At 68.8% G+C, this 26,272-nt stretch carries 24 protein-coding genes and 4 pseudogenes; 11 read left to right on the top strand and 17 right to left on the bottom strand.

Annotated features, from left to right (window positions below; genetic code table 11):
* The first annotated feature begins 197 nt into the window (after nt 1-197).
* Nucleotides 198-803, top strand: coding sequence for a hypothetical protein (locus F0344_RS00490; RefSeq protein ID WP_185296875.1), 606 nt, complete (start codon nt 198-200; stop codon nt 801-803).
* 185 nt (nt 804-988) lie between these two features.
* Nucleotides 989-1,378: pseudogene (locus F0344_RS00485) on the top strand (TetR/AcrR family transcriptional regulator); the annotation flags it as partial.
* 194 nt (nt 1,379-1,572) lie between these two features.
* Here the strand turns inward: F0344_RS00485 and F0344_RS00480 are convergent.
* Both F0344_RS00480 and F0344_RS00475 read right to left on the bottom strand, forming a co-directional pair.
* Nucleotides 1,573-1,815 (bottom strand): hypothetical protein, encoded by a 243-nt coding sequence (locus F0344_RS00480; RefSeq protein WP_185296874.1) that lies wholly within the window; start codon nt 1,813-1,815, stop codon nt 1,573-1,575.
* Between the two features lie 137 nt (nt 1,816-1,952).
* The gene (locus F0344_RS00475; protein WP_258049547.1) at nt 1,953-2,972 is read right to left on the bottom strand and encodes an alpha/beta hydrolase family protein; all 1,020 of its coding nucleotides are present in this window, start codon (nt 2,970-2,972) and stop codon (nt 1,953-1,955) included.
* Between the two features lie 183 nt (nt 2,973-3,155).
* Here F0344_RS00475 and F0344_RS00470 point away from each other — a divergent pair, with 183 nt between their 5' ends.
* Both F0344_RS00470 and F0344_RS00465 read left to right on the top strand, forming a co-directional pair.
* Nucleotides 3,156-3,794: a GNAT family N-acetyltransferase gene (locus F0344_RS00470; protein WP_185296872.1), complete on the top strand. Its 639-nt coding sequence runs from the start codon at nt 3,156-3,158 to the stop codon at nt 3,792-3,794.
* Nucleotides 3,791-4,666, top strand: a complete 876-nt coding sequence (locus F0344_RS00465; RefSeq protein WP_185296871.1) for a PaaX family transcriptional regulator C-terminal domain-containing protein — start codon at nt 3,791-3,793, stop codon at nt 4,664-4,666. The genes F0344_RS00470 and F0344_RS00465 overlap by 4 nt, the downstream gene beginning before the upstream one ends.
* A 475-nt stretch (nt 4,667-5,141) precedes the next feature.
* Here F0344_RS00465 and F0344_RS00460 read toward each other — a convergent pair whose 3' ends face one another.
* Entirely contained in the window at nt 5,142-5,846 is a 705-nt protein-coding gene (locus F0344_RS00460) for a DUF4386 domain-containing protein (RefSeq protein WP_185296870.1), read from the bottom strand.
* A 117-nt stretch (nt 5,847-5,963) separates the two neighbouring features.
* Between F0344_RS00460 and F0344_RS00455 the strand changes: the two genes are divergently transcribed.
* Nucleotides 5,964-6,647 carry a TetR/AcrR family transcriptional regulator C-terminal domain-containing protein gene (locus F0344_RS00455; protein ID WP_185296869.1) on the top strand — a complete coding sequence of 228 codons (684 nt, stop codon included), beginning with the start codon at nt 5,964-5,966 and terminating at the stop codon, nt 6,645-6,647.
* A gap of 325 nt (nt 6,648-6,972) precedes the next feature.
* Nucleotides 6,973-7,232, top strand: a pseudogene (locus tag F0344_RS35280) (alpha/beta hydrolase); the annotation flags it as partial.
* Nucleotides 7,233-7,392: 160 nt separating this feature from the next.
* Here the strand turns inward: F0344_RS35280 and F0344_RS00450 are convergent.
* Together F0344_RS00450 and F0344_RS00445 are read right to left on the bottom strand one after the other, a co-directional pair.
* Entirely contained in the window at nt 7,393-8,661 is a 1,269-nt protein-coding gene (locus tag F0344_RS00450) for an MFS transporter (RefSeq protein WP_185296868.1), read from the bottom strand.
* A complete protein-coding gene (locus F0344_RS00445) occupies nt 8,658-10,022 on the bottom strand; it encodes an MBL fold metallo-hydrolase (RefSeq protein ID WP_185296867.1) in 1,365 nt (454 codons plus the stop codon). The genes F0344_RS00450 and F0344_RS00445 overlap by 4 nt, the downstream gene beginning before the upstream one ends.
* 84 nt (nt 10,023-10,106) lie before the next feature.
* Between F0344_RS00445 and F0344_RS00440 the strand changes: the two genes are divergently transcribed.
* Nucleotides 10,107-10,775, top strand: a complete 669-nt coding sequence (locus tag F0344_RS00440) for an ArsR/SmtB family transcription factor (RefSeq protein WP_185296866.1) — start codon at nt 10,107-10,109, stop codon at nt 10,773-10,775.
* 172 nt (nt 10,776-10,947) lie between these two features.
* On the opposite strand, the gene F0344_RS00435 is transcribed toward F0344_RS00440, so the two are convergent.
* The 3 genes from F0344_RS00435 to ctaD form a co-directional block, all read right to left on the bottom strand.
* Nucleotides 10,948-11,091: a hypothetical protein gene (locus tag F0344_RS00435; RefSeq protein WP_185296865.1), complete on the bottom strand. Its 144-nt coding sequence runs from the start codon at nt 11,089-11,091 to the stop codon at nt 10,948-10,950.
* Between the two features lie 807 nt (nt 11,092-11,898).
* Complete coding sequence (locus F0344_RS00430) at nt 11,899-12,132, bottom strand: hypothetical protein (RefSeq protein WP_185296864.1); 234 nt, start codon at nt 12,130-12,132, stop codon at nt 11,899-11,901.
* A gap of 247 nt (nt 12,133-12,379) precedes the next feature.
* Nucleotides 12,380-14,113 (bottom strand): aa3-type cytochrome oxidase subunit I, encoded by a 1,734-nt coding sequence (ctaD, locus tag F0344_RS00425; RefSeq protein WP_185296863.1) that lies wholly within the window; start codon nt 14,111-14,113, stop codon nt 12,380-12,382.
* Between the two features lie 246 nt (nt 14,114-14,359).
* Here ctaD and F0344_RS00420 point away from each other — a divergent pair, with 246 nt between their 5' ends.
* On the top strand, nt 14,360-14,623 hold the full coding sequence (locus F0344_RS00420; RefSeq protein ID WP_185296862.1) for a hypothetical protein: 264 nt from the start codon (nt 14,360-14,362) through the stop codon (nt 14,621-14,623).
* 250 nt (nt 14,624-14,873) lie between these two features.
* Here F0344_RS00420 and F0344_RS00415 read toward each other — a convergent pair whose 3' ends face one another.
* Nucleotides 14,874-15,143 carry a GlsB/YeaQ/YmgE family stress response membrane protein gene (locus F0344_RS00415; protein WP_185296861.1) on the bottom strand — a complete coding sequence of 90 codons (270 nt, stop codon included), beginning with the start codon at nt 15,141-15,143 and terminating at the stop codon, nt 14,874-14,876.
* A 474-nt stretch (nt 15,144-15,617) separates the two neighbouring features.
* Between F0344_RS00415 and F0344_RS00410 the strand changes: the two genes are divergently transcribed.
* Nucleotides 15,618-16,457, top strand: coding sequence for a PIG-L family deacetylase (locus F0344_RS00410; protein ID WP_185296860.1), 840 nt, complete (start codon nt 15,618-15,620; stop codon nt 16,455-16,457).
* A gap of 358 nt (nt 16,458-16,815) precedes the next feature.
* Here F0344_RS00410 and F0344_RS00405 read toward each other — a convergent pair whose 3' ends face one another.
* The 5 genes and pseudogenes from F0344_RS00405 to F0344_RS00390 form a co-directional block, all read right to left on the bottom strand.
* On the bottom strand, nt 16,816-17,487 hold the full coding sequence (locus tag F0344_RS00405; protein ID WP_185296859.1) for an enoyl-CoA hydratase-related protein: 672 nt from the start codon (nt 17,485-17,487) through the stop codon (nt 16,816-16,818).
* A 227-nt stretch (nt 17,488-17,714) separates the two neighbouring features.
* Entirely contained in the window at nt 17,715-17,900 is a 186-nt protein-coding gene (locus tag F0344_RS35275; protein WP_258050328.1) for an LmrA/YxaF family transcription factor, read from the bottom strand.
* An 89-nt stretch (nt 17,901-17,989) separates the two neighbouring features.
* A pseudogene (locus tag F0344_RS37030) lies at nt 17,990-18,112 on the bottom strand (TetR family transcriptional regulator); the annotation flags it as partial.
* 331 nt (nt 18,113-18,443) lie between these two features.
* The gene (locus F0344_RS00395; protein WP_185296858.1) at nt 18,444-18,602 is read right to left on the bottom strand and encodes a hypothetical protein; all 159 of its coding nucleotides are present in this window, start codon (nt 18,600-18,602) and stop codon (nt 18,444-18,446) included.
* Nucleotides 18,599-19,207 carry a TetR/AcrR family transcriptional regulator gene (locus F0344_RS00390; RefSeq protein WP_185296857.1) on the bottom strand — a complete coding sequence of 203 codons (609 nt, stop codon included), beginning with the start codon at nt 19,205-19,207 and terminating at the stop codon, nt 18,599-18,601. The genes F0344_RS00395 and F0344_RS00390 overlap by 4 nt, the downstream gene beginning before the upstream one ends.
* Nucleotides 19,208-19,300: 93 nt before the next feature.
* Here F0344_RS00390 and F0344_RS00385 point away from each other — a divergent pair, with 93 nt between their 5' ends.
* Nucleotides 19,301-20,341 (top strand): NAD(P)-dependent alcohol dehydrogenase, encoded by a 1,041-nt coding sequence (locus F0344_RS00385; RefSeq protein ID WP_185296856.1) that lies wholly within the window; start codon nt 19,301-19,303, stop codon nt 20,339-20,341.
* A 529-nt stretch (nt 20,342-20,870) separates the two neighbouring features.
* On the opposite strand, the pseudogene F0344_RS00380 reads toward F0344_RS00385, so the two are convergent.
* Nucleotides 20,871-21,804, bottom strand: a pseudogene (locus F0344_RS00380) (TerC family protein); the annotation flags it as partial.
* Nucleotides 21,805-22,995: 1,191 nt separating this feature from the next.
* On the opposite strand from F0344_RS00380, the gene F0344_RS00375 reads away from it, so the two are divergent.
* Entirely contained in the window at nt 22,996-24,405 is a 1,410-nt protein-coding gene (locus F0344_RS00375) for an IS4 family transposase (RefSeq protein ID WP_185296855.1), read from the top strand.
* On the opposite strand, the gene F0344_RS00370 is transcribed toward F0344_RS00375, so the two are convergent.
* Both F0344_RS00370 and F0344_RS00365 read right to left on the bottom strand, forming a co-directional pair.
* A complete protein-coding gene (locus F0344_RS00370; protein ID WP_185296854.1) occupies nt 24,362-25,345 on the bottom strand; it encodes an NADP-dependent oxidoreductase in 984 nt (327 codons plus the stop codon). The two genes, F0344_RS00375 and F0344_RS00370, sit on opposite strands and share 44 nt — an antisense overlap.
* A gap of 80 nt (nt 25,346-25,425) precedes the next feature.
* Nucleotides 25,426-26,175, bottom strand: coding sequence for a DODA-type extradiol aromatic ring-opening family dioxygenase (locus F0344_RS00365; protein ID WP_258049546.1), 750 nt, complete (start codon nt 26,173-26,175; stop codon nt 25,426-25,428).
* Nucleotides 26,176-26,272 lie beyond the last annotated feature (97 nt).

Genomic DNA, 26,272 nt, shown 5'->3' with positions numbered 1-26,272 from the left:
TCAGGAGGCGAGAGTGGACCCTGCGTCGGCGAACTCTCGCCACGACAGGCAGGCCGACGAGCCGAATGAGACGACTGCGTGAGGCCCAGGGCCGATGGTGCACACGGCGGCCCGCCCTCCCGCTGCCGCCTCCCGATCGGGATAGTTGTACGGTCAGCCGCCAACCCTCGATGCCGTACCGGAGAAGGAGCACGCTCATGCACCTCTACGCCCAGACCTCGGCGCGTCGGACCCGACAGGTTCTCGCGGACCTGGTCGCGGTAGCCCTGATCTACGGCGCGGTGAAGCTGGCCATGGCCGTGCGCGACGCGATCAGGCAACTGGCCGAGCCGGGCCGCAAGGCGGAAAGCGCCGGCACCAGCCTCTCCGACGGACTCTCCGACGCGGGCGACGCCGCGTCGGAGGTGCCCTTCGTCGGCGATCAGTTGAAGAAGCCGCTGAGGTCAGCCGCCGATGCCGGTGCCGGGCTGGCCGACGCAGGTCGCTCGCTCCAGGACACGGTGGGCCACGTGGCGACACTGACCGCGGTCGCCCTGATCGTCATTCCGACGGTGTTCGTGCTGCTGCTGTGGCTGCCACCGCGCCTGCGATGGATCCGCCGCAGCACGGTCACCAGGCAACTCGCCGCCGGACCGGGCGGCGCGGATCTCCTCGCGCTGCGCGTCCTCACCGGCCCGCCGAATGAGCTCGCGGCACTGCCCACACCGCCCGGCGGCCTCGCAGCGGCTTGGCGTCGAGGTGACGAACAGGTCATCGCCGACCTGGCGGCTATCGGCCTGCGGCGGGAAGGCCTGCACGGCTGACAGGGGGTGGGCTCGGCCTGCCTGAAAGCGAAGGCTCCACGCCGGTAGCCGGAGGAGAAGGGTGTACGGCCCCGTACCCAGTACGCCAGGACCCGACGCCCTGCCCAGGGGCTGCCCGATCTGCGCGTCCTCCATCGGTTCGGGCCGTGAGGAGAATGAGGGGCCAGGGCGTGGACGGGAGGATCGATGCTTGGGAGCGGGAGAGCACCGACGAGGTGCTCGCTCAGGTCGAGCGCGAGGGCGGTGACCCGAGGGCCAGGGTCCAGCGTGCGGGCATGCTCACCTTCTCCGGCGACCGGCTGCTCCCCATCGACCTGGCGGTCCGCAACTGGGCGCGGCGCGACGAGACGGTCGCCGAGCGCCTGCGGCGAGTGGACAACCAGCGTATGGACCTGCTGCGGAAGGCGATCGGGACCTTCTGCTCCGATCCTGACGAGGTCGAGGCCCGCAGCCTGATGGCCTTCTGTGTGGCAATCGGGCACCACTTTCTCGCGGCCCATCATGAGGGCCGAACCCGAGCTGAGGTTCTGGCCAGAGCAGGCAACCTGATCCTCAACCGCACCCCCGGCCGGTAGGGCACCTGGCGCACCATGTCCTTGCGGCACCCGGCACCCGGCACCCGGCACCCGGCACCCGGCACCCGGCACCCGGCACCCGGCACCCGGCACCCGGCACCCGGCACCCGGCACCCGGCACCCGTGCACCTACGCCGTTTTCGCTGCAACAAGGCGAGGCTACAGCTTCCGGTCTCCCCGCCAGGCGACCGACGTCAGCGCAGCCAGGCCGCCGTGTGCCAGTCCCTTGTACGTGACGGTCCGAGCGGGCCCGAGTTCGCGGGCGCTCTGTTCCGCCAGGTGCGCCCCCCGTCCCCGTTGAAGTCGACGTTCTGTCCCGACACCGTCGCGGGCCCGGCGGCGGCAGCCGTCCCGGAGAACGCGAGCGGAACGGCGACCGCAGTCGCCGCGAGCACCACGAAGACCGCTGACGCGGTACGAAGTCGAGAATCCGGCATGACCCATCCCCCATCGTGCGAAGTTGCGTGAACGAGCAGCGGTCGGCGACAGCACCTGGACTGCGGCCACGGCGGCCGCTACCAGGCGACCGGCCGGTTGCCTCCGCTCTCCCAGGAAGACCTCTCGCACAGGGCTGTCATGGAGTCGTGTTGCTTCCTCGGCCGAGATCCTTCAGGAACTGTTGCTGGTCGCCCAGGAACCCATCCGCGAAGAGTGAGCGGGGGGAGAAGAGCGCGGTGAGCGTCGTCTTGAAGTCGGATTGTTCAATGGACTGTTTGAGCAGTGAATGGGTGGCGTCCGGGTAGTGCTTGACCGTCAGCGTGCCGTCGGCGTCCAGCACCTCGCGGTAGTGGCGCTCCGTATCGGCGGTGTCCACGTGGATGTCGTGGCCTGCGAGGGTCAGCAGCACCGGTACGCCGCGCAGGGCGCGGAGGTCTTGCCTGGCGTCCGCGGTGTGGTTCCTGGAGACGAATCCCCAGCGGTCGGCGTTCATGGTGTCCGCGTCGCCGCGCGTGGCCTTGACGTACTCCTTGAAGGTCGCGTGGCGTTCCAGCAGCCGGCGGGTGGCGTCGCTCTTCGCGACCTCCGCCTCGGTGCGGGCCTTTGACGCCCCGTCGGCACGCAGTTCGGCGAGGAGGTTGTAGCGGCCCTGCCGGAGCCAGTTGATGGCGGGCGAGAGGGCGATGACGAAGCTCACGGGTGTCCTGGCGGCGACCTTCGGCAGGACCCAGCCCGCCTGGCTGGCGCCCCAGAGCCCTATCCGGTCGCGGTCGATGTCCGGGCGGGCCCTGGCCCAGGCGATGGCGACGGCCGCCTCGTCGGCCCGGTCGTCCATGGACTGGTCGAGCCAGTTGCCAGGTGCGCCGGCGACGCCGGGCTTGTCCCAGGACAGGGATGCGTACCCGGCCCTGGCGTTCGCTTCCCACATGGGTTTGTAACCGTCCTCATGGGTGGCGTCGACGGGGCCGTCGCCGTGGAGGTACACGACCAGGCCGTGGCGCTTGCGGCCGTCCTTGGGGGTGGCCAGGACGCCGTTGAGGGTGTGACCGCCGTGGCGGATCGAGACCCGCTGCTCGTCCATGTCGTAGGAGTTCTGCCACAGCACCACACCGACGGGACCGGCGGCCACGATCAGGGTCGTGACCAGTGACCACACGGCAATGCGGAGTCCCCGCCGTCGGCGTTCGATCTTGGGACACATGGAATCTGACCGCCCTCGTTTTCGGGTGTGGACAGCACGGAAACTATCACTATGAAAACGATCGTGAGTGGAGTGATAGTTTTAGTTCGAGGTTCGAGGTTCGAAATTCGATGTTCGCGGCGAGGAGAGGGGCACGGCATGGGGCTGGACGAGACGGGCACAGGAGCGGTGATGATCCAGCGAGGCGTTCCGGTCGGAGCTGAGCGACGAGCAGCCGAGCTGTACTGGGACGCCTTCGGTCGCAAACTCGGCCCCGCGCTGAACCCGCCGGGCAAGGCGGTTCCCTTCATCGCCGCCCACCTGAACGCCGACCGTGCTGTATGCGCGCTCCGCGACGGGTGCCTCGTCGGCCTCGCCGGCTATCAGCTCGGCGGGCGGGCCCTCACGGGAGGATCGGCCTCCGCGGTGCTGCGCGCGTACGGACACCTACGGGGACTGCACCGACTCCTGCTCCTCGCCCTGTTCGAACGCCACCCGGCCCCCCGGCAGCTCGTCATGGACGGCATCGCCGTGGACCCGGACGTGCGCGGCCGCGGCGTCGGCAGCCTGCTCATCGAGGAAGTGGCCGTCATCGCGGCGGAGCAGCGCTGCCGGGACATCAGACTGGACGTGATCGACACCAACCCACGCGCCAGAGCCCTCTACGAGCGACGCGGCTTCACGGCCGGACGGACCGAGTACACGCCCTGTCTGCGCGGGCTGCTGGGATTCGGTGCGGTGACCACCATGCACCGCCCGGTGGAGGCCCATGGGCCGAAGGGACTGCACACGCCATGACCGACAGCATCGAGATCCCCACCCGCATGCTCGTCCACGCGCTGATCCGTGAGGACGGCACGGTCGGCGCGGACGAGCTGTACACGGTCGCCGCGACGCTCGGCATGAGTGACCAGCAGGTACGGCTGTGCATCAAACGCCTCGTGACCGAAAACCGGTTCACCAGTGAAGGGCGAGGCCGCAAAGCACTGCTGCGCGCCACCGAAGACACCACACGCGCTCTGGCTCCCAACGCCGACTTTCTGCGGCACGCATTCCGCCAGGACGCCGGACTCGCCCCCTGGGACGGCGTCTGGCACCTGGCCGCCTTCGCCGTGCCCGAATCGGCGCGCGCGGCCCGGGACGCCTTGCGCGAGACGCTCCTCCACCTCGGCGGCGCCCCGCTCCAGGGCGGACTGTACGTCTGCGCCAACGCCTGGGAACCGTATGTCGAAGAGGCTGCCCACCGCCTGGGCGCCCATGGCGAACTCTCCCTCCTCACCACGACGGATCTACGCAAGGGCGACGTGCGAGAGCCTGGCGAACTTGCCCGCCGCCTGTGGCCCCTGCAGGAGGTCGCCGACCGCTACCACCGTCTCTCTCGCATCGCCCAGCCCCGCCTCGACCGGCTCAACGGCTCTGCCGGACTCTCCTCGTCCGAACTCCTCACCATCGCAGTTGAGTTGGCCGCCGAACTCACCCGCGCCATGGAGCCGGACCCGCTGCTGCCACCTCAGCTCCTGCCCCAGCCCTGGCCCGGCACCCATGCCCGCGAGCTCATCGCCCGATGCTGGGCGGCCCTGCGCGGAAGCGACCACGGCGAAGCCCGCCCGGCCCTCTTCCGCTTCTACGCCGACCTCACCCGAGAGGCAGCGGACCGGACCACACCCTGAAGAGAGAACGGATGGCGCAACCGGGGCTGTTGGCCAAGTTCGCGAGCGAAAGGTTCGCGTCTACGCAGTGGGCCGCGCTCGGAGCGGTTCGAAACTCCCGTCGGGGCGGGGAGTTGATGATGCGAGCCGCGCGCCCCAGCCGGTTGCGGACGCGGTCCGTGCGGGGACCGGAAGGGGCGGCCCAGGACCGGAGTGGCCTCGATCTCCCGTGGCGGCGCTTCCGGTCCCGGCGGATCCGACGCGAACGATCGGTGATGAGAGGACGCGACGTGCCAACGGACCGCGAGGGATCGACTCGCCGCTCACGGCTCTCCTGAGGCGGCTCCGCAGTCACGTCCTGGTCGTCTTCGGAAGGGACGCGTCCTCGCGTGCAGCTCCGCAACGCCGTCGCCGCGACACCCGACCCACATAACCCGTGGCTCGGCAGCGCTGGTGCGTCGCTCCTGACGGCTCCGCCGTCAGGCTGGGGTCGGCCTCAGCGACCGACACCTGCCGGATCAGCGACTTCTTCGTCTGCCCGCGCCGCGGCGCCTGCGCCGGGCCCGAACTCCCTGATGATCAACCACCCGGCCAGCGCCAACTCCCAGGCGAACACCGGGAGCGCGGCGGCCGCCCCCGCCACGGAGAGCTGCGCGTAGGCCCCGAACATCACGGCGACGGCCGAGGCGCAGATCAGCGGCCCGCCCACCAGCCCGAGCACGGCGATGAAGCGCGGCACGAGGCGTGCGCGGTACGCCAGGTACGCAAGCAGGACGGTGTTCATGCCGAGGGCGATGTTGGGCCCGAGCAGGAACGTCCAGTCGTGGACGGCCGCCAGCGCGGCGTCGGCGCCGTCCACCGCCCCCGCGTCCCGCCGCAGGGTGACGAGCGCCAGGACGGCGACGATCCCGAAGGCGATGACGGCCGCCTCGAGCAGCCGCCCGAAGGCGTACCCGAGCGCGAGCCCTTCGCCGTGGCGCCGCAGGACAGGGAACAGCGCCGCCCCGGTCCCGGCCACCGCCACCACCAGCACTACCTCGCAGAGCACTCCAAGAAGCGCCAGCGTGTCGGCGCCCTGCGCAAGCCGGCCGTCCGCCGCGCCCAGCATGGGGCGGTACAGGGCCGCCCCTGCTATCGCGGCGGCCTCGGTCAGCAGGAACAGCGACCCGGTGGCCACCGCGGTTCTCCGGTCCGGACTCATTCTCGGTGCCCCTCGCTCGATGGTGGTGTACGCCGTACACCTGGCCGCGAGCATAGGTGTACGTCGTACACTCGTCAAGGAGGGGGCGCTGTCGAGGAGGGAAGGGGCCGAACCGGAATGACCCGGCAGGAAGCCACGCACACGCAACGGATCTTCTTGAACAGGGACCGCGTTCTACGCGCCGCTGTCGCGCTCGCCGACGCGATCGGCATCGACGCGCTCAGCATGCGCAGACTCGCGCAGGAGTTGGACGTCGTACCGATGGCCCTCTACAAACACGTGGCCAACAAGGAGGAGCTGCTCGACGGCATGGCCGACACCGTCGTCGGCGAGATCGACCCGCCGGCTGTGGGCTCCGACTGGCAGAGCGTGGTCCGCGGGCGGATCCTCTCGGCCCGGCGGGCCCTGTTGCGCCACCCCTGGGCGGCCCGGGTCATCGAGTCGCGGACCGGCCCCACCCCGGCCGTGCTGGCGTACCTGGACTCGATGGCCGGTAGTTTCCGGGACGGCGGTCTCTCCGCCGACCTCACGCACCACGTCATGCACGCGATGGGGAGCCGCCTGCTCGGCTTCAGCCAGGAACTGTTCGACACCTCGGGCCCTTCCGGCCCGCCGGACCCCGGCCTGGCGGCGCACTACCCGCACATCGCGGAACTGGCCGCGACGGCCGCACACGAAGGGGGCTCCACGGTCGGTGGCGGCTGCGACGACCAGTTCGAGTTCGAATTCGCTCTGGACCTCCTCCTTGACGGCTTCGAAAGACTCCGCCGCCAGGGCTGGACGTCCACGCGGAAGGCGTAGCGGGGGCGGGGGCTGATCCAGTATCGAAGGTCTCGTGGGGGCCGAGTACGGCCGGGGGATAGGGCTGCCGAAGCCTGACCCCGATGCGACGGCTGACGTACGAATCCGCAGGCACGGGACTTACGCTGAGCAGTGGCCCGCGGGTGGGGACGGGGAAAACAGCAGCGCGGCCAGGCCGTCCTTTGGGGATACCGAGCGTAGAGAACCCTATGATCACGTGGCCCCGTGGTGTTCCGATACCCTCGCCTGTTGCCGATCGGTCTCAGTAGCGCCTTCGTTGGCGGAGCTTGTCGCACGCCAGCCTGTGGGCATTTCGCCGGCCTCTGCGATTGAGGCCGACCGCGCTTCCGCCGGAATTGACGTCGAGCACGATCAGGTGGACCGGGGCGGCCGGCAATCAGCTGAACATGCCCCCCACGGTGCTCCAGCAGGGACTGGGGCACGGCCCTCGGATTAGACGCCGCCGCCCGGTGGGCGTCCTGGGCCACCGGGCTGCACCACGACACGGTCGCCTGCGGGCACTTCATGGCCGAAGAGGCTCCCGCCGACATCGCCAAGGCCCTCCGGACTCTTCTCCACCGCTGAACAGGCACGCCATGGCGCATTTCCAGCAGAACCAACTGGATGACAGGGCCTGCTCTGCCGGGCAGACCTGGATGCACCGGCGATGGGGGATCGATGGTTCGGGCAAGCCGGTTGCAGGCACGGCTCCGGGACGCGGTACACGGCCCCCTGGCCGACACGGTCAGGTGCGGGGATGTGTCTCGTACATCCGCACCGCCACCACCAGACCGGACGCGGCGGTGAGGGCGGCGATGGCCCAGATGGCGGTGGTCAGGCTGTAGGCGTCGGCGAGAGCTCCGGCGAGGAGGGCTCCGACGGCGAAGCCGCCGTCACGCCAGAGGCGGTAGACGCCGACGGCGCGGGCGCGCCAGGCGGGGTGGGCGACATCGCCGATGACGGCGAGCAGGGTGGGGTAGACCAGCGCGGTGCCGAGGCCGAGGAGGACTTGGGCGGTGGCCCAGACACCGAAGGTGGTGCCGGCGGCGACGAGAGCGATAGCGGCGGCCTGCAGCAGCATCCCGGCGGTGATCAGGTGTTTGCGGCCGATGCGGTCGGACCACCAGCCGGTGAGCATCTGCCCCGCGCCCCAGACGGCCGGGTACAGGGCGGCGAGGATGCCGATCTGCGCGATGGACAGGCCGTGGGCGGCGAAGAGGAGGGGGAAGATGCCCCAGGCGAGAGCATCGTTGAGGTTGTTGACCATGCCGGCCTGGCTGGCGGCGGACAGCGCCTTGTCGCGAAGACTGGTGAGGCGGGCGACCTGGCCGGTGCTCAGTTCCCCGTCGTGCTCGCTGCCGGCGGGGCTGACGTGGCGGGCTGCTTCGAAGCGGGCATGGTCGCGGGTCTCGCGGACCGCGAAGGTGGACAGGCCCAGTGCCAGGATGACGTAGGCGGCGCCGAGCAGGAAGGGTTCGGGTCGCAGCCCGGCGTGCTCGGCGATGGCGCCCGTGGCCATGGCGGTGGCGGCGACGGCGACGTACCCGGCGGCCTCGTTGAAGCCCATGGCGAGACCGCGACGCTCCGGGCCGGCCAGGTCGATCTTCATGATGACCGTGGTGGACCAGGTCAGGCCCTGGTTCATACCGAGCAGGACGTTGGCGGCGATAATCCAGCCCCACGACGGGCCCCAGGCGAGCATGGCGGGCACCGGCAGGGCGATCAGCCAGCCGGCGATCAGGACCGGCTTGCGGCCGAAGCGGTCGGACCAGGTGCCGGCGAAGAAGTTGGTGACGGCCTTGGTGGCTCCGAAGGCCAGGATGTAGGTCATGGCCGCGGTGTACGCGGACAGGTGGAAGACGTCGTCGGCCAGCAGCGGCAGGACGGTGCGCTCCTGGCCGAGCATGCCACCGACCAGGGCGTTGACCACGACGAGCAGGCTGAACTGGGCGAGGTTGGCCCGCAGGCCGAGCCGTATGCCGGGGCTGGTCCCGCCGGTGGCGTGGGTGGTCACGCGGTCTCCTCCAGGGGGCGGCCAGTGGCCTTGGACCAGTCGGCCGGTCCGCCGTCGAGGACGGCGAGATGCTTGTGGCCGTTGCGCTGCAGGAGGCTGGCTGCGGTCATGGCACGTTCGCCGTGGCCGCAGGCCACGACGGGGCCCCGAGGCGCCTCGCCGCTGCGTTCGGTGAGGTCGCCGAGTTCGATGTGGACCGCGCCTGGAATGTGTCCGGCGATGTGTTCGGCCCGCTGGCGGACGTCGAGGACGGGGCGCTCGGCCACCTGGTCGGCGGTGAGCAGCTCGATGCGTTCCTGCTCTCCGCCGCCCGCGGTCCAGGCGTTCATGCCACCACCGAGGTGTCCCGCCAGCCGCTCGTAGCCGATCTTCAGCGCCTGCCAGGTGAGTTCGGCGAGGTCCTGATCGGGGTTGGTGACGAACACGAGTGGGGTGTCGTCGGGCAGCAGCCAGCCCAGCCAGGTGGCGAACTGGTCCCGCAGGGGGATGGAGACGGCGCCGGGGATGTGCCCTGCGGCGAAGTCGACGACGGGGCGTACGTCGATGATCTGGGCGCCCTCTCCGGTCAGGCGGCGCACCTGACCCGGGGGGAGCGCCGGGAGAGGCGGGGCGGAGTGGAGGATGGCGGGCCCGCGCCGGTTCGCCTCGCTCAGCTGGTCGAAGTATGCGGGGTAGGAGCCGAGGCCGCCGAGCAACTGCCGTACGAAGGTGTCCGCGTCCGGTGCGGCGAGCAGGGGGTTGGCCCGCTTCTGGGTGGCGATGGTGGTGGTCCGCTCGGCATCCGGTGGTGCGGAGCAGAACGAGCCGGCGCCGTGCGTGGGCCACACGGCCGTCATGTCCGGCAGTTCGGCCAAGCGCCGCAGCGAGCGGTACTGGGCGCGGGCCAGCTCCTCCGCGCGGTCGGCGCCGAGCAGATCCGTGCGGGCGGCCGAGCCGACGATCAGGGAACCACCGGTGAAGACTCCGAGCTCGCGGGTGCCCTCCAGGAGCAGGAAGGACAGGTGCTCGTCGGTATGGCCGGGGGTAGCCAGCGTGCGCAGGGTCAGGCCGCCGAGATCGGTCTCGTCGCCATCGGCGAGCGCAGTGTGCGGGAAGGCACGGTTCCCGGCGGCGGAGGCGAGTACGGCGGCGCCTTCGTCGGCGGCCAGCTGCACCGCACCGGACAGGAAGTCGGCGTGCAGGTGGGTGTCGGCGGCGAAGGCGACTGTGAGACCCCGTCGGCCGGCAGCCGCACGCAGCGCCCGTAGATCGCGGCTCGCATCAACGGCCAGGGCCCGTCCGTCGCCGAGGTCGACGAGGTAGGCGCTGTTGCCCAGCCCCTCATCGACCAGCGGTATCAAGTGATCGTTGGCGAAGCCCATCGGATCCTCCAGGTTCACGGAAGGTGCAGGTCGCTTCAGCGCCCACCCTTAGCTACAATATTCCATGGAAAGGTGGAGGATGTCATGGGAGACCCTCAGCGCAAAGCCGCTTTGTACGATGCCTTCGCACGCACCGGCAAGGCGCTGAGCAGCGGAAAGCGCCTGGAACTGCTCGATCTGCTGGCGCAGGGCGAGCGCACCGTCGACGCGCTCGCCAAGGCGGCGGGGCTGAACCTGACCACCGCCTCAGCGCATCTGCAAACCCTGAAGCAGGCCGGGCTCGTGGCTACCCGCCGCGACGGCGTACGCATCCACTACCGGCTGGCCGGCGACGACGTCGCAGCCCTGTACGCCCTGCTACGCCAGGTCGCCCAGACGCATCAGGCCGACGTCGAGCCCGCCCGCACCGCGTACCTCGGTACGGACGATGCCGAGGAACTCGACCGCGAGGGGCTCCTGGCGCGCGCCCAGGCGGGCGGAGTGGTCATCCTCGATGTCCGGCCGGCCGAGGAGTACGCCGCCGGTCATATCCCCGGCGCGCTCTCCATCCCCGTGGACGAGCTCACCGAGCGCATCACTGAGCTGCCGGATGATGCCGAGGTGGTCGCGTACTGCCGTGGCGCCTACTGCGTTTTCGCCTACGACGCCGTACGGTTGCTGCACGCACGTGGCCGTAAGGCCGTCCGGCTGACCGACGGGATGCTGGAGTGGCGGCTGGCCGAGCTGCCCGTGGACAAGATGTCCACCGCATGATCCCCGACGGCGGTCCCGTCCATCTGGACTACAACTCCACCAACCCGGCCTGCTGGGCGTGACACTCCTGCTCCGACTGAGTGCCGCATCCAGCATGCGCAGCCGGGCACGATCCGCCACGTCACAGCCACCGACCCGGCTCGATCTGCCCGCCGGGTGCCAGGTCCCGCCGCTACTGCGTGAGCTGCAGACCCAGGGAGCAGTCCATAGAGTCCGCACCCGTGTGGGCGATGACGCCTGGCTTGTCACCGGATACGGCGAGGTGCGACAACTCCTCGACGATGCCCGACTCGGCCGCTCCCACCCCTGCCCGCAAGCCGCCGCACGCTCCAGCGAATCAGCTCTCTTCGGCGGTCCGCTGGGAAACCACGCGTCCGAAATGGCCCGCGACCACGTGATCGCCTTCGGCGGGAAAGTCCTCCGCCCAGTTCGGGACCGGGTGTCGTCGAGGACCGCGACGGTCTCGCTCTTGGTCCAGGGCCGCAGGACGAGGCGCTGGGTGACCACGTCGGCTTGGGCGGATGAAGAAAAGGAAGGCATGAGTCCCTCTTGGCCGTTGGAACGACCGGCCGCGCTCCGTTATCGCACGGGCCGGACAAGGGCAGGCTGATGAGGGCCGACGGCGGCCATATTCATCAGCCTCCTCATCCCGAGATCACGCGTCTGTCGCGCTGGTTCGAGGTTGGTAGCCCCTCTCCAGCCAGGTACAGCTGTTGCCCGAGACGCGGCCACCTCACGAGGTGGCTCGTCGTCTCCACCGTGTCGTTGTCGCGCACCAAGAGCACCCCGGGCGTCCGACCTCACACAGGAGCGTCACCATCGCGACTGCCGCCAGGCCTCGGTTCCTGCTCACGTAGAACGTCGCTCAACACGCTGCTCGTCAGGCGGCCGGCCCCGAGCGGAGCCGCCGTACGTCCCGTGCGAGCGTGTACGAAGCGCTGAGGAAGATCAGGGCTCCGGCCCCGATCCAGAGGGCCGATGCCCCGGAGTGGTACTCACGAACGGCGACAACCAGCAGCATCGGACGCCGAAGGCCGAGATCAGAGCATCGATGCGGTGGATCACACGGGCATCATCTATGACAACCTCGGCAAGCGGAAGTGATCAAAAGGAACTGGCCTGATTATCTCGCCCGCGGACTGGATCTCTCGGTCACCAGGACGTGCGACCGGTCCTGGAAGGCCACGACACGGTCGATCTCCGCGGCCGGGATGCCGTTTCTGATCCGGGCGTCGCGCAGGCGCGCGATGTCCTGCCGAGGAACGCGGATTCCCTCCACCTCTACGGACCTCTTGGCCCTGCGGGTCATACCGGCGGGCGCGACCGGGACCGGCGGTACGGGAGTGCCGGTTGTCATGGTGTCGGATGCTGGTGGCGGGTTCGGCGACTGCGCACGTTGGCCAGCCGCACCTTTCCCGAAGGCGAGCAACTCGTGGACCTCTACACCCATGAGTAACTCGCCGACTCTCAGCGCTGTCAAGCCGCCATGGTGCGTCAGCGTGCCACCCATGTGACCCGGGAGCGCTGTGCCTCCGACGCGAGGAATCGCTCCACCTCGCGGAAGCCTGCGGCAGGGTTCGGCGGCGGTGCGGGAAGGCCGGTGCTCAGCTGTCGTCCCGGTCTTTGCCGAGTGGGTGTGCGGTTCCTTCACCTGGCTCGAAGGCATCCCGCCGCCCTGCTGTCCTGGCCTCGTCGCGCTGGGTGATTCCCGGGTGGTGCAGAGCGAATGCGGGGGACTCGGAGCGGATTTTGGGAAGCGTGAGGAAGTTGTGCCTCGGCGGGGGACAGGAGGTGGCCCACTCCAGTGAACGGCTGAAGCCCCAAGGGTCGTCGACGTCGATGCGCTTGCCCGTTTTCGCGGTCTTCCACACGTTGTACAGGAACGGCAGCGTCGAGACGCCCAGAAGGAACGCGCCGATTGAACTGAGGGTGTTCAGAGCGGTGAAACCGTCGACCGAGAGGTAGTCGGCATACCGGCGGGGCATGCCCTCGGCTCCCAGCCAGTGCTGGACGAGGAAGGTGGTGTGGAAGCCGACGAACAGCGTCCAGAAGTGGATCTTGCCGAGCCGTTCGTCGAGCATGGTGCCGGTCATCTTCGGCCACCAGAAATGGAACCCGGCGAACATTGCGAAGACGACGGTGCCGAATACCACGTAGTGGAAATGGGCAACGACGAAGTAACTGTCCGTGACATGGAAGTCCATCGGGGGCGAGGCCAGAATGACTCCGGTCAGTCCACCGAAGAGGAAGGTGACAAGGAATCCGATCGACCAGAGCATCGGTGTCTCGAAAGACAGCGACCCCTTCCACATCGTGCCGATCCAGTTGAAGAACTTCACGCCGGTCGGCACGGCGATGAGGAAGGTCATGAAGGAGAAGAAGGGCAGCAGTACCGCGCCGGTGGCAAACATGTGATGCGCCCACACGATGGCCGAGAGACCTGCGATGGCGATCGTCGCGGCCACCAGGCCGATGTAGCCGAAAACGGGTTTGCGGGAAAACACCGGAAGGATCTCCGTGACGATCCCGAAGAACGGCAGCGCGATGATGTACACCTCGGGGTGGCCGAAGAACCAGAACAGGTGCTGCCACAGAAGTGCGCCACCGTTCTCGGGATTGAAAACCTGTGCGCCGAAGCGGCGGTCTGCTTCCAGCACCAGCAGCGCCGCGGCCAGCATGGGGAAGGCCAGAAGCACCAGCACGGACGTAAGAAGAATGTTCCAGGTGAAGATCGGCATCCGGAACATGGTCATGCCCGGCGCGCGCATGCAGATGATCGTCGTGATGAAATTGACCGAACCGAGAATCGTGCCGAAACCGGCCAGGGCCAGACCCATGATCCACATGTCGCCGCCGACGTGCGGTGTGCGCTCGCCGCCGCTGAGCGGTGTGTACGCGGTCCAGCCGAAGTCGGCCGCGCCTTGTGGTGTCAGCAGGCTTCCGAGGACGATCAGGCCGCCGAAGAGGAAGAGCCAGAACGACAGCATGTTCAGCCGGGGGAACGCCACATCGGGCGAGCCGATCTGCAGCGGCATGATGGCGTTGGCGAATCCGGCGAACGTGGGGGTCGCGAAGAGCAGCAGCATGATCGTGCCGTGCATGGTGAACGTCTGGTTGTACTGCTCGTTGGAGATGATCTGAATGCCGGGCCGGGCCAGCTCCGCGCGGAGCAGCAAAGCCATCAGACCGCCGACCATGAAGAAGAGAAACGATGCGCCCAGGTACAGGTGCCCAATCTTTTTGTGATCGGTTGTCGTCATCCACGTGATGACGACACTGCCCGGCCGCCGGCCTTCGACAGGCACCAGAGTTGGCGGCTCGGTGGTGGACGCAGTCATTCAGGGCTCCCGCTACCTGTAGAGAAGTGCGGCCTGGGGCATGATCGAGCGCCGTCGGCCACCTGCTGTCGCCCCCTGTCCTACCGGCGTAGCGCCGCGACGAGCCGCTCAGCCACGCGTGCATCAGGGTGAACCGCGCTCGCAATGGCGCGATGGCAGCAACTGGGCGGGGCCATCCGGTTCCCTCGTGCCAGGCTCAGGAGCGCGCGCGGCGGGCGGCGCCGCGCACGGTCGCCCTTCACCCTCTTGGCGATCCGCACGCTTCTGACCTACCTGCCCCCTGCCCACGACCGGGTCGTGGGCATCGACCGCAAGACCTCACGCAGACTGCCCGCCCGCCGGGGCGTTACCTTCCAGCGCCACCAGGACAGGGAAGTCCCCGGTCCCGAGCGCGACACCCAGCGTCATCGCATCGAGCACGTCTGGGCCACTTTCCCGGACCGGTTCTCCGCATTCGACAAGTGCGGCCTGCTCGGCGTTCGGCTACATCCGGGCGGATCGCCCTTCTGAGGTGCGGAGTTCACCACATCTGATGGAGCACGGATGAGGAGTGCTCGACGCGGCTCGGCACATGCCGCTGGCCTGTTCTCATCGCTCGACGCTGAACGCCCGCCGCGAAGCGGCTGACCGTCCCCGCCCACGGTCCGCGCCCGGTGTCGCGGCACTCTCCGCGGGCCACCGCGATGGCAAAGTGCTCGTGGTGCGCGAAATGGCTCCACCCAGGTAGGGCGGAGCCATTTCGCGGTGATGGGCGTACGGGTCAGGCGCGGCGGCGGTTGCCCGTGATGACGCGGTACAGCACGAGCAGAATGAGCGAGCCGACGATGGCGGCGATCCAGGTGGATAGGTCGAAGAAGCCGTCGATGGAGTCGACGCCGAAGACCACCTTGCCGAGCCAGCCACCGAGCAGACCGCCCGCGACACCGATGAGCATCGTGATGATGATGCCGCCCGGGTCCTTGCCCGGCATGAGCGCCTTGGCGATGAGGCCCGCAAGCAACCCGATGATGATCCAAGCAATGATCCCCATAATGCCTCTCCTACCTGGTCGTATAAAGACGGTGTCAAGGACCGTCTGCACCGTGCCGATGCTTTCAAACGTCAATCACGCCGTTTTTCTGCAGTGGACGGACGGGGGTGCCGATCAGTGCAGGGCCGGTCCGCATCAGGGCCGAGCGAGTCGCTGCCCACGGAGACAGCTTCCGGAGCCGTCCGCCGAGTTCGCAGCGCATGATGTCAGTTCGCCGAGGCAGACGTGGCGCTGAGACGTCAGGTCGCGCCTGTACCTCGTTGGCCTCGAACTTCGACGCCCGGAAGACCAATTGACGGTGCCGGGAACAGTCGGCCCGGCCCGCACGGTTGCACCGACAGAGGAACCGGCGCCGCAGTGGCGGGGAACACGGAGACCACTGGGTCGTTCGCCCCGCCAGGGTCCGGGCTCCAGAACCACGGTGCGCCCGCCGCGTATTCGGACCAAGACGTATTTCTGCAGGAGGACTGTTTCATGACTGACCGGCCCTTGACGCTCATGGCAGTACACGCCCACCCCGACGACGAGGCCACCGGAACCGGAGGGGTCCTCGCGCGGTACGCGGCGGAAGGCGTCCGCACAGTCCTCGTGACGTGTACCGACGGCGGTTGCGGTGACGGACCGGGAGGTACCAAGCCGGGCGATCCCGGGCACGATCCGGCGGCTGTCGCCTTGATGCGCCGTCAAGAACTCGAGGCGAGTTGCGAGGTCCTGAAGGTCAGCGAGCTGGAGATGCTGGACTATGCCGACTCCGGAATGATGGGGTGGCCGAGCAACCACGCCCCCAGATCCTTCTGGCAGACGCCCGTGGAGGAAGGTGCTGCCCGACTTGCAGAACTCATGCGGCACTATCGACCCGATGTGGTCGTCACCTACGACGAGAACGGCTTCTACGGCCATCCCGACCACATCCAGGCCAACCGCATCACCATGGCGGCGCTTGAGATGACCGGGCTGACACCGAAGGTGTACTGGACGACAATGCCCCGCTCGATGATGCAGCGGTTCGGGGAGATCATGCGCGAGTTTCACGAGGACATGCCGGAGCCGGATCCTGCCGAGGCCGCCGCGATGGCCGAGATCGGACTCCCCGACGACGAAATCACCACGTGGGTGGACACCACCGCATTCAGCGGTCAGAAGTTCGATGCGCTGGCGGCTCACGCAAGTCAGGGTGAGAACATCTTCTTCCTCAAGATGGGCAAGGAGAGGTTCGGCGAGTTGATGGGCATGGAGACCTTCGTACGTGTCAAGGACGCCACAGGCGCGGCCGTACCGGAGAACGATCTCTTCGCGGGACTGCGCACGCGCTGATCCGACCGGAGCCCGAGAACACTCATCGGCCCGCACGGCCCGCACGGCCCGATCGAGCGGGTCACGCACCCGGCCATCGGTAGGGCTTTGATGGGTGGGGGCCTCCCGCGCCAGCGGTGCCTCGGCTGCGGCTTGCCGTGGTCCGGTGCGCGGAACAGCCGCTGGAGGGCATGCCGTTGCTCGCCGGCCTGCCACACATACCGTGCGCGGAAACGTGACGTCGGCAATGGCTCCGGCCGCCCTCGGAGGAGCTGCGCTACGCTCGCCCCTGTCTCCTCATGCGGTGTCAGCTGTGGCGGGCCCGCACCCCGGGGGTGAGCGCCCGGGGTGCGGGTGGTGCGTTCGGTGAGGTGCATGCTCAGCCGAGAGGCTTGGCGGTGTCGCGCAGGGTGGCCAGGGCCGGGGCGTACATGCGGGTCTTGATGGTTCCGAGGGTGTCGCCGGCCTTGTTCACCTGGGCTTGGGCGATTTCGATGGCGGTGGAGCGTACGGCGTCCTCGGTGACCGCCTGGTCGACGATGCCGGTGGCCGCGGCGTCGGTCCCCCCGTAACGGTGGGCGGTGAGCATGGACTTGTGCGCGGTCTGCGGGGTCAGCCTGGACTGGATGAGGGCGGCCATGCCGGGGGTGAAGGGGATGTTGATGTCCGTTTCGGGCAGACACCAGTAGCCGCGGTCGGCGCGCATGACGCGGAAGTCGTGAGCGAGGGAGAACATCGCGCCGGCGGCGAAGGTGTGCCCTTGCAGCGCGGCCACGGTGATGACCGGCAGCGACAGCATCCGTGCGAACAGTGCGTGGACCGAAACGACGTAGTTCTGGTGCTGGTCGGCGTGGGCGAACAGCCAGTCCAGGTCGAGCCCGTTGGAGTAGAACTTGCCGGTGGCAGCGGTGACGAGAGCCCGGGGGCCTTCTGCCTTCTCCACCTCGTCGAGCGCGGCCCCGACGGCGGCGAGCCAGTCGGGGTGGAAGCGGTTCTCTCCGTCTCCGAGGTCGAGGACGAAGACGTTGTCGTGACGGTCGAGCGAGGGCATGGCGATTCCTTCGAGCTGGACGGATGCGGGTGAAGCGGGTGGGGCCTATGGCCGGGGCAGCGGCTTGGTCCCGGCGCGGTCGCGCAGGGTGTGGAGGAGCAGGTCGTGGATTTCGGCCGCGGCCGCTCGATCGGGGCGGTGCACTGCTCGGCCCGGCGCATGATCACCGCGCCTTCGACCGCGGCGATGGTCAAGGCACCGAGCCTGCGGCTGCGCTCGTTGCTGAGTCAGTCCGGGACGAACAGTGCCGCGAGGGCTTCCTGCCGACGGGTGACGACGCCGGCGGCGGAGCGGGCGAGCTGGGGTGCGTCCTCGTTGGTTTCGGCCACCGCCACGATCGGGCTGCCGGCCCGGAAGTCGCTCTCCACGAGTCGGTCGCGCCACAGCACGAAGAAGGCGTCGACGGCTTCCACGGATCATCGGCCCGCGTGAAGGCGTCGATCAGGTCCGCGATGAAGTCCCCCGCCGGCGCCGGCGCCGTCGACTTGTCGAAGAGCTGTGCCCGCCCGCCGGGAAAGTAGTGATACACCGAGTCCCGAGGAGCCCCGCTGTGTGCGATTGCCCGGTCCACGCTGGTCGCGCTCGCCCCGTACTCACGCAGCAGGGCAGCGGCGCTGAGGACCATCCGCTCACGGCGCTCACTCTTGCGCGGACTCACCCACCACCACCTTCACACCGACAGGGCGGCCCGCCGAATGAGCTACCTGTCGGTAACTTATGGGGTGTGCCATAGAGCAGGCAAGAGGGGCTGCGGCGGTGTTTGCATCCAGTACCGACAGACGCCGTTCGGGCGAGGGTGCGCCGCTATGACGGCGTCCCTGGGCGCGCTCGGCTCGACATGCTGGACTTGACGGAGAAGTCATCGCTGACCAGAGCCCGGAACCTGTCGAGCCGAAGACCTGCGTGTCGTGCCAGGTGCCGGTCCCATGTCGACTTCTCCGACCCGACTGCTTCGATCAGGCGGACCGCGAGTCGTCCGGGATCGTCGTGTCGACGGGCAGCGCGTCTTCCTGGCGGAACCGCTTCGGTCGGGACCCCGCCCAGACCTGTGCTCCGGTCCTGGCCGGAGCACAGGCAGCCTGCGGGAGCGTCCCTGCGGCTTCGGCGGCAGTCATGAGGGTGATGCGTCGCCTCTGCCGGTCGCGGTGACGCTTTGGACGCAGTCACGGAGCAGGGCGCGGCGCCGGTCATGTGCGGCATCGGGTTCTTGGCTGCTGGCCGCATACACGTTGCTGACCGGTGACCAGGCCATGGACATGGCGATGACCATGGCCATGATGTCGAACGGGTCACCTGCGCGAATCCGCCCGGCGGCCTGGGCCTCGGCGATGGCCCTGAGTTTGCGGTCGTCGTAGTGCTGGTGGGTCTCGACGAGGTGCCCGGCAGGCCGGCGCTCCAGTCGTGTCCAGGTCGCCAGCCGGATGAGGTCGGGGCGGCGCAGGTATTCGTCGTAGAGGCGCACGGCCCATTCCGCGAGATCGTCGGCGTCGATGGGCACGACGTTGGTGATGCGCTCCAGCGAGCTGAGGAAGATCGCGTCGAAGAGCCGTTCCTTGTCACCGAAGTAGGCATAAAGCTGCGCCTTGTTGGTGCGCGCTGCGGTCACGATGCGTTCGATGCGCGCCCCGGCGATGCCGTGCTGGGCGAATTCCTCGGTGGCGGCGTCCAGGATGCGCTGGTACGTCGCGGCGCCTCGCGAGGTCTGGGGGTGTTCCGGCATGCCCGCACTCTACCAAACAGAACAGTTGGTTTGCCTTGGCGCTCCGTCGTGTCTAAGCTGGGCAGACCGAACAGTCTGTTTAAGGAGTCACCTATGCGAACGACCGTTGGATGGCAGGCAGCCGGTCCCGCAGCGCTGCGGCGCACCTCGCTGGAGCGGCGTGACCTGCGCCCGGATGACATCGCGGTACAGGTCGACTACTGCGGTGTGTGCCACAGCGACCTGCACGCCCTGCACGCCTATGACCAGTACACCGACGCGCCTCTGGTGCCCGGTCATGAATTCACCGGCGTGGTGGCCGGGATCGGATCCGAGGTGACCACCTTCTCGGTCGGCGACCGCGTAGCGGTGGGCAACATCGTCGACTCCTGCGGCGTGTGCGCCATGTGCGAAGCCGGACAGGAGAATTTCTGTCACTCCTTTCCGACTCTGACCTATGGCGGCACCGACCGGCAGGACGGGGCGATCACCCTGGGCGGCTACTCGCGCGAGTACGTCGTGCGTGACGCGTTCGTCTACCCGCTCCCTTCTGGCCTCGACCCGGCCGCAGCCGCCCCGCTGATGTGCGCCGGCGTCACCGTCTGGGAACCCCTGCGCTCCCTCGGCGCGGGCCCCGGCAGTCGCGTCGCGGTGGCCGGGCTCGGCGGCCTGGGCCACCTCGCGGTCAAGATGGCCGTGGCGCTCGGTGCCACCACGACCGTCATCAGCCGCACCCAGGACAAGCACGACGACGCCCGCAAGCTCGGCGCTCACGACCTCATCGTCTCCACTGATCCCCGGCAGATGGCTGCGGCACGCGACACCTTCGACGTCGTCATCGACACCATCTCCGCCCCTCACGACCTCGCTCCGTATCTGAAGCTGGTGGCGATGGACGGCACTCTCAGCCTCCTCGGGTACCTGGGCCCCGTCACCGTCGAGGCCATGGACCTGCTCATCGGCCGCAAGAAGCTCAGCTCCGCGGGCAGCGGAGGCCGCCTGGCGACAGCCGAGATGCTCCGGTTCTGCGCCGACAACAACATCGCGGCCGACATCGAAGTGCTCCCGTCGTCACAGGTGGACACGGCGCTCGACCGCCTGCGGCGAAACGATGTCCGCTACCGCTTCGTGCTCGACATGTCCGACCTGGACTGAAGAGAACGGCCGGTGAAGAGGCTTGGCCGGGCCATGTCGTGCGAGCCGGACGGTGACGCGCGCAGGCCCGACCGCATGAAGCGTGCTCGGCGCGTTCATGGATGATCGGCATGCCGATGTGGAGAAGGCACTTACCAGGCCGATGAGTGCTTGTCGGGTTTGACTTCGGGGTCCAGGCGATAGTCGGGACAGTCGCGGTCTTGACATGCGCCCGGGCCCCAAACGGGAACGAATATTCCGAGGGTTTTACGACGGTGAACCGCCGTCGGTACGGCCTTTTTGCAGGTCGGGCACACATACGCCTCAGGCTTACGTTTCACTTTGACCATGTCTTTACGATATGCCTGTTCTGGTGCGTCGGGAAGTGCCCCGCTTCCTCGCCGGCCCGCGTGCGGGTGGGCTCCAGCCTCCGGGCCGGGTGAGCCGAGTGGGCGCTCAGCGGTATCTCCTTCCCTCCCAGGCGGCGAACTGGGTGACCCGGTGATCCCGGGCGTTTCACTCAGTTCGCCTGCCTGCTCCAGAGTGCCGGTCGGGACGGGTTTCCTGAGGCTGAGCACCACGGAACCTGCCAGGACGACGACAATGACCGCGAGGCTGATCGGTGAGGGGATCTCCGGGATGCTGGGGCTGATCATTTTGTGGGACGCCTGCAGGATGAGCTTGACACCGATGAAGGCGAGGATGATCGCCAGGCCCTTGCTCAGGTTGTGGAAGCGGTCCAGGAGTCCCGCGAGCACGAAATAGAGGGCCCGCAGGCCAAGGATGGCGAACGCATTGCTGGTGTAGACGATGAAGGCGTCGTCACTGACCGCAAGAACGGCCGGGACACTGTCGACGGCGAAGATCAGGTCAGCGGCCTCGATCGCGGCGACGACCGCCAGCAGCGGAGTCGCCATTCGTATCCCGGCTTCCTTGACGAAGAACTTCGCCCCGTCGTACTCGTCACGCACCGGGATGGCCTTGCGAAGCATCCGTACTGCGAAACTCCTGCCCGGGTCGAAGCTCACCTCCTCGTCCTTGAAGAGCTTGTAGGCGCTGTAGAAGAGAACCGCCGCAAAGGCGAACAGCACCGCGGTGAAGCGGCTGACGACGGCCACGCCGAGGGTGAGGAAGATCCCTCGGAAGACCAGGGCGCCGATGACGCCGAAGAACAGCACGCGGTGCTGGTAGGCGCGTGGCACTTTGAAGTACGCAAAGATCACGGCGAAGACGAACAGGTTGTCGACAGACAGGCTCTTCTCCAACAGCCACGCCGTTGTGTACTCGGTGCCCGCAGCCGTACCCAGGACGAGAAAGACGACCGCGCCGAAGATCAGGGCGAGACTCACCCACAGGCCGCTCCAGGCGGCTGCCTCCCTGAATCCGATGACGTGCGCGGTGCGGTGGGACAGCAGGTCAACCGCCAGCGCCACCACCACCGTCGCGGCGAACGCCCCCCACAGCCAGAGCGGGACCTCAAGCACACCGAACACCCTCACCGCGGCCCGCGCGCGGTACGCAGGCCCTCATACAGAAGTCTCCGGCACTACGCCCCCGGGAGCATGCCGGAGCGCGTATGAGGCCGACCGCGTACACGGGCCGGTCCGGGAGCGGATCCGGTCCGGGAGCGGAACTCGCACAGTTCTTACATTCACGTCGTTGACGCCCGGTGCTCCGCACGCACGCCGTTCCCTGCGGAGTCAGGCGGAGAGCAGCAGAGCGAGAGTCGGAGCCAGACTGTAGACGGCGACTGCTGGTCCGGTCACCCGCGCACGTGGTCCGGCCGCGCGGACGGCCTCGGCCGGCAAAGCGCGGATCCCGTTAACCGCGGCCTGTGCCCGCGGCCGACGGGCAGGAGCGCAGCGAACCAACGCGCGTGAAGAACACCGTAGACGCACGCTGCCCGAAGGTGACGGGTATTGCTCCGACCGGGAACGTTCGCCGGGGTGGAGAGTAGGCGCCTGTGATGGTGCGGGCCCATCCAGTGGAGAGCATGGTCTGTCCCGGCCGGTGGCCCTGACCGTCGCCGGAAACGGGATCGGGGCCAGGGGCGGCGGGGGCAGACGCCGCCGCGGCCTGCGAAACCTGTCCGACCGTGCCGAACGATGGCCCGTGGCACCGCGGAGGTGTCCTCGCCGGACGGGAGTGGAACACGACTCCTGGTGTGGAGTGTTCCCGCCCCCGGGCGTCAGGGGCGTGGCGTCCGTCCCGCCGCCCCGTTTGGGACCCGATCTCGCCGAAGACCGGATCGCCCGGTGCGCAGTCGCCCCCTTGCGTAACCCCTGTCCTGCCCGCCACCTCCCGCGCGGCCGTGTGCGACGGGCTCGAACCCGCCCTGCTGGCCGCCGACACTCCCCGAGGCAGGCACGAACGGGCGTTCACCTGCCCCTTATCTTTTTCAGGGCCTCGATACGGGGGTCCAGGCCCCCGTACCCGGCATGGCTGTTTGCCGACTGGGCGCGGGTGCGGCCCGCCGTCGGACTTCCGGGCCGCCCACCGGCGGGAGAGCGAACGGCGGGCGGCCCGGTGTGGTGCGTCAGGTGATCAGGGAGCGAGCAGGACCGCAACGCCGTTGCGTTTGGGTTTTGAGTCGCAGGTCAAGCCCTGTTGAATGACGCAACGGGACGTCCTGATAGATCAGCTTGTGTCGAGCAAGAAGATCATCGGGAGTCCCGTTGCAGGAGAAGTCTGTCATCACGCGCACGGTCGAGGCGGCCGGGGGTGTGTACGCGCCCGGCCACTTGGGCGAGCTGACCCAGATCGTGGACTTCGTACTGGTGGACGCGGTGATCGATGAGACAGGGTCACGTGAGAAGCGGCTGCGGCTGCTGCCGTCCCGGGTGGTGGTCTATTTCGTCCTCGCGCTGGCCCTGTTCGAGGACTGTTCCTATCGGGGCGTGTGGGGCAAGCTGACGGCGGGGCTGGAGGGACTGCCGTTGGTGCGTCCGGCGGTCTCCTCGCTGTCCCGGGCCCGACGGCGGATAGGAGCGGCACCGCTGCGGCGGCTGTTCGAGATCCTCGCCGGACCCGTCGCCCACCTCGGGCAGGCCGGCTCGTTCTATCGGGGGCTTCGGACCGTGGCCGTGGACGGCACCTTGCTGCACGTGCCCGATGAGGAGGCGCTCACCTGGCGCTATCCCAAGCGGGCGGGCGAGAGCGTGGAGTTCGGCTACCCGCTGCTACGACTCGTGGTCCTGGTCGAGTGTGGCACCCGTGCCGTGCTGGCCGCCGCGTTCGGCCCCGAGAGTGACGGCGAACTCACCTACGCGGGACGCCTGTTGAGTGTGCTGGACCGCACGATGCTCCTGCTGGCCGATGCCGGCTTCGACGCGAACGAGTTCGCCCGGGACGTCCAGGCCACCGGCGCCCAGTTCCTGGTGCGCTCCTCCGCCCGCCGCATACCCACCCCCTTCCGGCACCTGGACGACGGCTCCTACCTGGCCCGGATCGGCTACGGCGTCCTGCCCGTCATGCTGACCGTCCGCGTCATCGAGGCGTCCGTCACCGTGACCCTGGCCGATGGCACCGTCCGCACCGAGCAGTGGCGCCTGCTCACCACTCTCCTCGACCCGGCCGCCCACCCAGCTGCCAGGCTCGTGGATCTCTACCACGAGCGGTGGCAGTCGGAGACGACGTACTTCTCGATCAAGGCAACGATGCTGGACGGCCGTGTCCTGCGCTCCCGCAGCCTGACCGGCCTCGACCAGGAGGTCTACGCCCTGCTCACCACCTACCAGGCCCTGATCCGTGCCGCTTCCGACACCGCCTGCACCCGGCCCGGCCTGGACATGGACCGCATCAGCTTCACCGTCCTGCAGACCACCGCCGGCGACACCGTGACCACCGCGACCGCGATCCTGCCCCCGACGGGACCCGCCGACCTCGTCGGCACCATCGGCCGGGCCGTCCTCGACGCCCTGCACCCCGCCCGCCACCGGCACCGCGTCAAGGCCCGCACCCGAAAGAACCCCACCAGCAAGTACGGCCCGAACGCCGGACAACACCCCACGACCAGCCAGAACTACACCGTCCACACCACTGTCACGTTCTTCGAGCACGGACTTGCGAGCCGCTCGCGGACGTAAACGCAACGGTGTTGAGCAGGACCGTCTTGCCGGAGAGCCGCCCGGCGCCGGCGTCCTCATGCACGGCGGCCAGCTCGGCCACCGGGCGGTGGGCCGCGACGTGTACCCGGAGCTTGCCGGCATCCACCTTGGCGACCAGCTCGGCCAGCTGGGCTCCGTCGCTGCGGACCCACAGGCTCGCGCTGCGCACCCCCCGGGCGGGGTCCTCGGGAATGGGGCCGGCTGTGCTGGCGGCGACCCCGCCGTCGGCGACGTAGTCCGTCAACTGGGAGAGTTCCTCCGGGGACACGCGCACATGGTTCACCACGACCTGGAACGGGCCGCCCACGGCGGCCGGGCCCGCGGCGAGGGCGAGGGGGCCGACGACCCGGTCCGCGCCGTAGCCCCGAAGGCGGTCCGCGTGCTGCGGCGCGTCCACTGCGGTCACGTGCGCCCCCGCGTCGAGGGCGAGCTGCACCACGAGGCTGCCGACCGCGCCCCCCGCCCCGTTGACCAGGACGGTCTGACCGGGCTTCAGCTCGGCGAGCTCGAACGCCGTCTGCCAGGCCGCCAGGCCGGTCAGCGGCAGCGCCGCGGCATCGACCAGCTCCGTCGTCCGGGGCGCCGGGGCCAGGGACTCGGCCGGGGCGAGCACGTACTCGGCGGCCCCGCCGGCGGAGTCGAGGGGCAGCATCGCCACGACCCGGTCGCCGATCTCCAGGCCGGTCACGTCCGCGCCGAGTCCGGCGACGGTGCCGGCCAGGTCGATCCCCGGTACGTACGGGAGGGCTATCGGGATCATCTCTGCCAGGGCGCCGGAGCGGATGTGGTCATCGACCGGGTTGAACGACGTGGCGGCCACCCTTACCAGCACCTGGCCGCTGCCGGGGACCGGACGGTCGACGTCCTCGTAGCGCAAGACCTCGCTGCTGCCGAACTCGTGGAAACGCATTGCCTTCATGGCACTTTCCTCCAGGGTGTATCGATGTCGTCGTCAACGGATGAGGTGATCGGGCGGGAAGGTGATGCACGTCGGGACACTCAGGTCAGCTGCACCGACCGGGTGGAGTTGCCCATCACCATGCGGTCGATGGCGCTCACGGCGCTGCTGGGGTCATCGGCGGCGCCGACGGTGAGCAGCAACGGGACGAAGTGGTCGGCCGTCGGATGGGCGACCGCGGCGCCGGGTGCCTTGTTGCGGTAGTCGGCGAGGGAGTCGACGTCGCCCCGGGCGAGGGCGGCAACGGCCCATTCGTCGAATGCCGTGGTCTCGGCGGCGAGTTCCGGCCGGCGCAAGACAGCGAAGCTGTGCGTCATGAAGCCCGAGCCGAGAACGAGGATGCCTTCCTCGCGCAGGGGCCGCAGGCGTGCCCCCAGCTCGAACAGAGCGCTGGGGTCGAGGCTCGGCATCGACAACTGCACGACCGGGACGTCGGCCGCGGGATACATGGCCATGAGCGGGATGAAGGCGCCGTGGTCGAGGCCGCGGTCGGCGAACTCGTGCACCGGCGTCCGGCCCAGCAGCCCCGTGAGTCGCCGAGCCAGGTCGGTGGCGTCCGGGGTCGCGTAGGGAAGGGTTTTGTAGCGGGGGTGGAAGCCGCTGAAATCGTAGGAGAGCGGGGTACCGGCCGCGGCTCCGGATATCGCGGCCGGTGCCCGTTCCCAGTGGGCCGAGATGACCACGACGGCCCGGGGTCTGGGAATCGACTGGGCCCAGTCGAAGAGGTCCCCGAGCCACTGCGAATCGTCGAGGGTGAACGGGGCCCCGTGGCTGACGAAGAGGCTGGGCAAGGGCCCGTCGGAGGGATGCCACACCCGTCGCTCGTGCGCCTGTGGCAGGACCCGGGCAAGGAGGTCGTCGTATGCCGCGGCTGGTGTGCGCGACGGG

This window comes from Streptomyces finlayi, from assembly GCF_014216315.1.
Lineage (GTDB): Bacteria > Actinomycetota > Actinomycetes > Streptomycetales > Streptomycetaceae > Streptomyces > Streptomyces finlayi_A.
The sequence above is the reverse complement of the archived record's forward strand: the minus strand, read 5'-3'. Positions and strand labels throughout refer to the sequence as shown.